Below are 8,792 nucleotides of genomic sequence, written 5' to 3'. Positions count from 1 at the left end.
AACCGCACCGGGGAGACGCTGACCGACTTCCACGCCTCGCTCGGAGTCCGGGAGGGATGGAGCACGAAGGAGGACATCAAGCCCGGCGCCGTCGAAGGCGGCGTTCCACAGGTCGGGGATCTTGCCGGGGAGGGCGACCAGGGACTCGACGCCGGACTGCACCATGTCGCCCATGCGGTCCACGGACTGGCCGAAGGACTGCGGGACGACGCCGGTGGCGGGGGTGAAGCCGAGGAAGCCCGCGGTGACGTACTGGCCCTGGAGGGGGGCGCCCTTGGCGTCGTACTTCTGGACCTGGTTGGAGATCAGGTCGGCGTGGAGCGTCTTCCTCTGCCCGTCCCGGACGACCGTGATGGTGGCAGGGCCGGTGGTGCGGCGGATGTCCTTCTGGAGCGTGGCCCAGTCGCCGACCTTGTGGCCGTCGAAGGCGACGATCCTGTCCTTCGGCTGGAGTCCGGCGGCCCTGGCCGGGGAGTCCTTGGCGCCGGCCGGGCACTTGTCGGTGCGGGCGGAGGCGGAGACGACGCAGTCGGAGACCGTGGAGACGGTGGTGGTCTGGGTGTTGATGCCGAAGGACATCATCACGCCCAGGAAGATCGCGACGGCCAGCACCAGGTTCATGAACGGGCCGGCGAACATCACGATCACGCGCTTCCAGGGCTTGCGCGTGTAGAACATCCGGGTCTCGTCGCCGGGGCGCAGTTCCTCGTAGGCCGCCGAGCGGGCGTCCTCGATCATGCCGCGCCAGGGCGAGGTGGAGCGGGCGCTTATCCGGCCGTCCTCGCCGGGCGGGAACATGCCGATCATGCGGATGTAGCCGCCGAGCGGGATGGCCTTGATGCCGTACTCGGTCTCGCCCTTCTTCCGCGAGAAGATCGTGGGCCCGAAGCCGACCATGTACTGCGGCACCCGGATGCCGAAGAGCTTGGCGGTCGAGAGGTGGCCCAGTTCGTGCCAGGCGATGGAGAAGAGCAGACCCACCACGAAGACGACTATCCCGAGGACGGTCATCAGTGTCGTCATGCGCGGGCCTCCGAGGTCGTTTTCGCCGGGCGCGCCGGGGATGCCGTGCGCGCCGTCAGTTCGCGGGCCCGGGCGCGGGCCCAGGTCTCCGCTTCGAGGACGTCCGGCACCGTCAGGCGGGTTCCCGCGGCCGGAGTGCCGTGTTCCGCCACCACCTCGGCGACGGTGTCCACGATCCCATTGAACGGCAGGTGCCCGCTGAGGAACGCGTCGACGCACTCCTCGTTGGCGGCGTTGAAGACCGCGGGGGCGGTGCCGCCGAGGGTGCCGACGTGCCGGGCCAGGCCGACGGACGGGAAGGCCTCCTCGTCCAGCGGGAAGAACTCCCAGGTGGACGCCTTGCTCCAATCGAAGGCCGGCGCCGCGTCGGGCACCCGTTCGGGCCAGCCGAGGCCGATGGCGATGGGTCCGCGCATGTCCGGCGGGGTCGCCTGGGCGAGCGTGGAACCGTCCGTGAACTCCACCATCGAGTGGACGTACGACTGCGGATGGACGACGACCTCGATGCGGTCGAAGGGGATGTCGTAGAGCAGGTGCGCCTCGATGACCTCCAGGCCCTTGTTGACCAGGGTGGCGGAGTTGATCGTGATCACCGGGCCCATGGACCAGGTGGGGTGCGCCAGGGCGTCCTGCGGGGTGACGGAGGCCAGCTCGGCCTTGGTGCGGCCGCGGAAGGGACCGCCGGAGGCGGTGACGACCAGCTTGCGGATCTCGGCGCGGGTGCCGCCCAGCAGGGCCTGGAAGATCGCGGCGTGCTCGGAGTCGACCGGGATGATCTGCCCGGGCTTGGCGACCGCCTTCACCAGCGGCCCGCCGACGATCAGCGACTCCTTGTTGGCCAGGGCCAGGGTGCGTCCGGCCTCCAGGGCCGCGAGCGTGGGGGCCAGGCCGATGGAGCCGGTGATGCCGTTGAGGACGGTGTGGCAGGGGCGGGCGGCCAGCTCGGTGGCCGCGTCGGGGCCCGCCAGGATCTCGGGCAGGGGCTCGCCGCCGTACCGCGCGGTCAGCGCCTCGCGCAGCTCGGGCTCCTTTTCGGCCTGGGCGACCGCGACGGTGCGCACCCGCAGCCGGTGTGCCTGCTCGGCCAGCAGTGCGACCCGGCCGCCGGCGGCCGACAGTCCCGTCACCGTGAAGCGCTCGGGATTGCGGAGGACCAGGTCGATGGCCTGGGTGCCGACCGAGCCGGTCGAGCCGAGGATCACGATCTCGCGCGGTCCGTCGGCGGCGGCGGTGCCGGCCGAGTAGCGCAGGTGCGGGTCAGCGAGGAAGTCCGTCATCCTCCCATTGTGGCGGCACCACCGGGCGGGCCCGACAGGGCGGTCCCGGTGGTGCCGCGCACACCCGTGGGGGGCTTGGCGGGGCCGGTCAGTGGACGGGGCGGTGGACGTTCTCGGCCTTGGAGGGGCCGGGGGTGGCGTCGGCGATCCAGGGGCCCTCGCCGCTGGGGTCGACGATGCCGCTCTCCAGCCAGGTGTAGGTGCCGGCCATGACGCCGGAGACGACCTTGCGGTCGAGGTCGTCGGTGTTGGTCCAGAGCCGGCGGAAGAGCTCCTCCGCGCGGATGCGGGACTGCCGGCAGAAGGCGTCGGCGAGCTGGTACGCCTCGGAGCCGTTCTCGCCGAGGGCGCGCAGGTGCTCGGCGCGGACGCAGGCGGCGCTCATGGCGAAGAGCTCGGCCCCGATGTCGACGATCCGGCCGAGGAAGCCCTGCTTGGTCTCCATGCGGCCCTGCCAGCGGGACATGGCGTAGAAGGTGGAGCGGGCGAGCCTGCGCGAGGAGCGCTCGACGTAGCGCAGATGGCCGGAGAGATCGCGGTGGCCGGCCGGGTGGAACTCGGCGTAGGTGCGGGGCAGCTGTCCGGGGCCGGCCACCAGTTTGGGCAGCCAGCGGGCGTAGAAGCCGCCGGCCCGGGCGCCGGCCCTGGCCTTGTCGCCCAGGGACTTGTCCGGGTCGATGAGGTCGCCGGCGACGGACAGATGGGCGTCGACGGCCTCGCGGGCGATGAGCAGGTGCATGATCTCGGTGGAGCCCTCGAAGATCCGGTTGATGCGGGAGTCGCGCAGCATCTGCTCGGCGGGCACGGCGCGCTCGCCGCGGGCGGCGAGGGAGGCGGCGGTCTCATAGCCCCGGCCGCCGCGGATCTGGACGAGTTCGTCGGCCATCAGCCAGGCCATCTCGCTGGCGTAGAGCTTGGCGAGGGCCGCCTCGATGCGGATGTCGTTCCGGTCCTCGTCGGCCATCTGGCCGGAGAGTTCGAGCACGGCCTCCAGGGCGAAGGTGGTCGCGGCGATGAAGGAGATCTTGCTGCCGACGGCCTCGTGCCGGGCGATCGGCTTTCCCCACTGCTCGCGCGCGGTGGACCACTCCCGGGCGATCTTCAGGGCCCACTTGCCGTTGGAGACGCACATCGCGGGGATGGACAGCCGGCCGGTGTTGAGCGTGGTGAGCGCGATCTTCAAGCCGGCGCCCTCGGGGCCGATGCGGTGGGCGGCGGGGACGCGGACCTGGTGGAAGCGGGTGACGCCGTTCTCGATACCGCGCAGGCCCATGAAGGCGTTGCGGTTCTCGACGGTGACGCCCTCGGCGTTCGCCTCCACCACGAAGGCGGTGATGCCGCCCTTGTGGCCCTCGCCGCGGGGCACCCGGGCCATCACGACGAGCAGGTCGGCGACGACGCCGTTGGTGGTCCACAGTTTGACGCCGTCGAGGACGTAGTCGTCGCCGTCGGGCACGGCGGTGGTGGCGAGCCGGGCCGGGTCGCTGCCGACGTCGGGCTCGGTGAGCAGGAAGGCCGAGATGTCGGTGCGGGCGCAGCGCGGCAGGAAGGTCTCCTTCTGCTCCTGCGTGCCGAAGAGCTTCAGCGGCTGCGGGACGCCGATCGACTGGTGCGCGGAGAGCAGCGCGCCGACGACGGGGCTGGCGGAGCCGGCGACGGCGAGCGCCCGGTTGTAGTAGACCTGGGTCAGGCCGAGGCCCCCGTACCTCGTGTCGATCTTCATGCCGAAGGCGCCGAGCTCCTTGAGTCCCTGGACCGTCTCGTCCGGGATCCGGGCCTCGCGCTCGATGCGGGCGCCGTCGATCCGCGTCTCGCAGAAATCGCGCAGTTTGGCCAGGAACTCCTCGCCGCGCCGTACGTCGTCGGGCGCCGGGGTGGGGTGGGGGTGGATCAGGTCGAGCCGGAAGCGGCCGAGGAAGAGTTCCTTGGCGAAGCTGGGCTTCTTCCAGTCCTGTTCGCGGGCCGCCTCGGCCACCTGGCGCGCCTCGCGCTCGGAGACCGGCCGTACGGATGGAGCGGACATCAGGCACCTCGCAGCGGAAGTCGGGGCCGTTGTCCCGGTCGGCTACCGACCGGTGCTACTCGTCCGTATGTACCCGATCCGTACGGGCTCTACCAGTCCCCGCGCGACGATTCCCGCTCCGCCGTGCGTCGTGCCCGGTCAGCGGGGCGTGCCGGGGGTGACGAGCCCGCTCTCGTAGGCGACGACCACGGCCTGGGCGCGGCTGCACAGGCCGAGCTTGGTCATGGCGCGGTTGAGGTGCGTCTTGACGGTGGCCTCGCTGATGACGAGCTCGCCGGCGATCTCGGCGTTCGACAGTCCGCGGCCGGTCAGCCGCAGCACCTCCAGCTCCCGGCCGGTCAGGCCGTCGAGCCCCTCGGGCACGGCCTCGGTGACGGGCTCGTCGGGCAGCCGCTCGGTGAACGCCTCGACGAGGCGGCGGGTGACGCTCGGGGCGAAGAGGGTGTCGCCGCCGGCGACGGCGGTGATGGCCGCGAGCAGCCGCTGCGGGCCAGCGTCCTTGAGGAGGAAGCCGGCGGCCCCGGCGCGCAGCGCGGCGTAGACGTATTCGTCGAGGTCGAAGGTGGTGAGCACGAGGACCCGGGGGGCGGGGTCGGCGGCGTCCCGCAGGATGCGCTCGGTGGCGGCGATGCCGCTGAGGCCGGGCATGCGGATGTCCATAAGGATCACGTCGGGGCGGTGCTCGGCGGCCAGCGCGACGGCCTCCTCGCCGTCGGACCCCTCGGCGACGACGGTCATGCCGGGGGCGGCGCGCAGCAGCGCGGCCACGCCGGCGCGGATGAGCACTTGGTCGTCCACGACGAGGACGCGGATCTCCCCGCCGCCCTCCGTGCCGTCCTCGGTGCCGGATCCCGTCCCGGTCGCACCGGTCATCTCCGGCCCCCTCCCGTGCCCCGCCGCCAGAGGGGCCCCGCCGTCAGAGGGGAAGTGTGAGCCTCACCTCGAACCCGCCCTCTCCGCGCGGCCCGGCGGCCAGGGTTCCCCCGTAGATCCTGGCGCGCTCGCGCATGCCGATCAAGCCATGGCCGGATGATCGGTCCGGTATGGCCGGATCCGGTCGCTTCCCGGGCGGCGGCGTCCCGCCGTTCCGGCCGTCGTCGGTGATCCGCACGGTCAGCCGGTGGGCCTCGAAGTCGACGCGGACGGTGGCACGGGCGGGGCGGGCGTGTTTGATGACGTTGGTGAGGGCCTCCTGGACGACGCGGTACGCGCACAGGTCCGGCCCGGGCGGCAGCGCCCGCCGCTCGCCGGTGATCTCCAGGCGTACGTCCACGCCCGCGGCCCGGACGCGCTCGGCGGTCTCCTCCAGCCGGTCCAGCCCGGGCGTCGGCTGGTACGGGCCGTCGCCCGCGCTCTCCCCCACGCCCTCCGGGCCGACGCGCAGGACGGCCAGCAGCCGGCGCAGTTCCTCCAGCGCCTCGCCGCTGACGGCCGAGATCGTGCCGAGCGCCTCGCGGGCGGTGCCGACGTCGGTGGTGAAGACGTAGTGGGCGAGCCCGGCCTGCACGGAGATCACGGACATGTGGTGGGCGACCACGTCGTGCAGTTCGCGGGCGATGCGGACGCGCTCCTCGGCGACCGCCCGGCGGGCGTTCTCGGCCTGTTCCCGGCGGAGCTGGCGGGTGACGGCGGACAACTGCCGGTTGCGTTCGCCCAGTCGGCGGGCGCTGCTGCCGAACCACCACAGGGCGAGCGGGACGACGACGGCCTGGGCGGACACGGTCAGCATGTCGCTGCGCCCGTTGGAGGCGCCCGAGATCATCCACATCGCCCAGCCCGCGAGGGCGCACAGGCCCGCCACGCGCGGCGGGCGGCTCGCGGCGACGGTGTAGGCGGCGAGCATCATGGCGGCCGAGTCGATGACCGGCCAGTAGCCGCGGAGGATGTGGACCAGCCACAGTCCGCACACCGCCAGGAAGACGGCCAGGGGCGCGCGCCTGCGGCCCACGAGCACCATGTTGGCCACGACGGTCAGGGCGTAGCCTCGCGTGTCGAGCGGCTGCCAGCCCTCGGGCGGACGCTCGTGACCGAGCAGCAGCGCGACGAGGGTGAGGCCCGCCGCCAGCGACACGTCCAGCACCACCCGCGGCAACGCGCCGATCCGGCGCTCCACGGCCCGCACGGTCCACATCGCGGCAGCCTAACCCCGCCACCGCCGGCGGGGCATCGGCCGGGCGGTGGCGGTCGCGGCTACCGCGGCGGTTGCAGGAATCCGCCCGGCTACCGCAGGAGTTGAGGGCGGAGTTCCACCCGTTACGGGACGACCCGGTGCCCGGCCTTCCGTACCGTCGGTGGTGTCGGCGCACGCAGCGCACCACACGGGGGGCGGGCGCCGGCGGCACGGGGGAAGGCAGCGCGCCCCGGTCCAGGGCGCCGGGGCGCGCTGCTGTCCGCCTCCGTCAGAGCGCGAGGCCGGTGAGGACCAGCACCCGCTCGTAGGTGTAGTCGTCCATCGCGTACCGCACGCCCTCGCGGCCCACGCCGGACTGCTTGGCGCCGCCGTACGGCATCTGGTCGGCACGGTAGGACGGCACGTCGCCGATGATGACGCCACCGGTCTCCAGCGCGCGGTGCGCGCGGAAGGCGGTCTGCAGGTCGTGCGTGAAGACGCCCGCCTGGAGGCCGTACGGGGAGTCGTTGACGGCGGCGAAGGCGGCGGCCTCGCCATCGGCCTTGGTGATCGTCAGGACGGGGCCGAAGACCTCCTCGCAGGCGATGGTCACGCCGGCCGGGACGTCCGCCAGCACGGTCGGGGCGTAGGTGGCGCCCTCACGCTTGCCGCCGGCGAGCAGGGTGGCGCCGGCCGCGACGGCCTCGTCGACCCAGGACTCGACGCGCTTGGCGGCGTCCTCGCTGACCAGCGGGCCGACGTCGGTCGAGGCGTCGGACGGGTCACCCGTCACCTGGGCCTCGACGGCGGCGACGACCTTGGGCAGCAGACGGTCGTAGACCGACGCGTCGGCGATCACGCGCTGCACGGAGATGCAGGACTGGCCGCCCTGGTAGTTGGAGAAGGTGGCGATGCGCTGCGCCGCCCAGTCCAGGTCCTCCTCGGAGGACCAGTCGGCGAGGACGACGGCCGCGCCGTTGCCGCCGAGCTCCAGGGTGACGTGCTTGCGGGGCGCGGAGTCGAGGATCGACCAGCCGACCGGGCCGGAGCCGGTGAAGGAGATGACCGGCAGCCGCTCGTCCTGCACGAGGGCGGACATGCGGTCGTTCGGCACCGGCAGGACGCTCCAGGAGCCGGCGGGCAGGTCGGTCTCCGCCAGCAGCTCGCCGAGGACCAGCGAGGAGATCGGGGTCGCCGGGGCCGGCTTGAGGATGATCGGCGTGCCGACGGCGATGGCCGGGGCGACCTTGTGCGCGCTGAGGTTCAGCGGGAAGTTGAACGGCGCGATGCCGAGCACGGTGCCGCGCGGGAAGCGGCGGGTCAGCGCGAGGCGGCCGGTGCCGCCGGCGTCGGTGTCCAGGCGCTGGGCGTCACCGGCGTTGAAGCGGCGGGCCTCCTCGGCGGCGAAGCGGAACACGGAGACGGCACGGCCGACCTCGCCGCGCGCCCACTTGATGGGCTTGCCGTTCTCGGCGGAGATCAGCTGGGCGATCTCCTCGGTCCGCTCGGCGAGCCGCCGCGAGACGTGGTCCAGGGCCGCGGCCCGAACGTGCGCGGGCGTCGCCGCGAACTCCTCGCGCACGGCGTGCGCGGCGGCGACGGCCTCCTCGACCTGCGCCTCGGTGGGCACGCTCACGGTGCCGACGAGACGGCCGTCCCAGGAGTTGGTGACGTCGAAGGTCTCCTCGCCGGTGGCCTCGCGGCCGGCCAGCCAGAACCCGTGCGGGGCAGCAGCAGTCACAGTCCCGGCCCTTCCCAAATGGTGTGGATGTTTGGCACCCGCCACGGTATGGCCATGCGGCCCGCACGGTATTTGTCCGGTGCGGAGCACTGGGCGTGCGCGGTGCGCCGCTTCGGCGGAGCCGGGCTGTGGTCCCACCGCCGCGCCTGCGGCTACGGTGCCGAGCCCGTCGCCTTCAGCGCCAGCCACAGCTCCATGCGCGTGTCCGCCTCGTCCAGCGAGCGCCCCAGGATCTCCTCGACTCTCCGCATCCGGTAGCGCAGCGTGTGCCGGTGCACCCCCAGGTCCGCCGCCGCCGCGTCCCACTGGCCGTGGCGGGAGAGCCAGGCCCGCAGCGAGGCGACGAGGTCGCCGCGGCCGGTCGCGTCGTGCTCGTGGAGGGCCCGCAGCATGCCGTCCGCGAAGGCGCGCACCGCGTCGTCGGCGAGGAGCGGGAGGACGGAACCGGCGGCGACCTCCTCGTGCTCGACGAGGGCCTTGCCCCGGCGGCGGGCGACCGACAGGGCCTGCTCGGCCTGGCGGTAGGCCGCGGCGGCCGCCGTCGGGCCGGCCGGGCCGGAGAGGCCCAGCACCGTCTCGTGGCCGCCCTCGCCCGGCGCCGACGCGCCGGCGCGCTCC

Annotated in this window: 7 protein-coding genes; all 7 read right to left on the bottom strand. The window is 73.3% G+C overall.

Annotated features, from left to right (window positions below):
• The coding region (locus AB0K09_RS24575; protein ID WP_366067542.1) for a site-2 protease family protein at positions 1-1,023 on the bottom strand (1,023 nt) is incomplete at its 3' end.
• Positions 1,020-2,300, bottom strand: a complete 1,281-nt coding sequence (gene dxr, locus AB0K09_RS24570; protein ID WP_366067541.1) for a 1-deoxy-D-xylulose-5-phosphate reductoisomerase — start codon at positions 2,298-2,300, stop codon at positions 1,020-1,022. The genes AB0K09_RS24575 and dxr, both read right to left, overlap by 4 nt.
• An 88-nt stretch (positions 2,301-2,388) precedes the next feature.
• A complete protein-coding gene (locus AB0K09_RS24565; protein ID WP_366067540.1) occupies positions 2,389-4,323 on the bottom strand; it encodes an acyl-CoA dehydrogenase family protein in 1,935 nt (644 codons plus the stop codon).
• 138 nt (positions 4,324-4,461) lie between these two features.
• Positions 4,462-5,196, bottom strand: a complete 735-nt coding sequence (locus AB0K09_RS24560; protein ID WP_366067539.1) for a response regulator transcription factor — start codon at positions 5,194-5,196, stop codon at positions 4,462-4,464.
• A 43-nt stretch (positions 5,197-5,239) separates the two neighbouring features.
• Positions 5,240-6,454 carry a sensor histidine kinase gene (locus AB0K09_RS24555; protein ID WP_366067538.1) on the bottom strand — a complete coding sequence of 405 codons (1,215 nt, stop codon included), beginning with the start codon at positions 6,452-6,454 and terminating at the stop codon, positions 5,240-5,242.
• Positions 6,455-6,722: 268 nt separating this feature from the next.
• Positions 6,723-8,174 carry an aldehyde dehydrogenase family protein gene (locus tag AB0K09_RS24550; protein WP_366067537.1) on the bottom strand — a complete coding sequence of 484 codons (1,452 nt, stop codon included), beginning with the start codon at positions 8,172-8,174 and terminating at the stop codon, positions 6,723-6,725.
• A gap of 152 nt (positions 8,175-8,326) precedes the next feature.
• Positions 8,327-8,792 (bottom strand): helix-turn-helix domain-containing protein (locus tag AB0K09_RS24545; protein WP_366067536.1); only part of this gene is annotated, 466 nt, incomplete at its 5' end.

It is taken from the genome of Streptomyces sp. NPDC049577 (assembly GCF_040675635.1).
GTDB lineage: Bacteria > Actinomycetota > Actinomycetes > Streptomycetales > Streptomycetaceae > Streptomyces.
The sequence above is the reverse complement of the archived record's forward strand: the minus strand, read 5'-3'. Positions and strand labels throughout refer to the sequence as shown.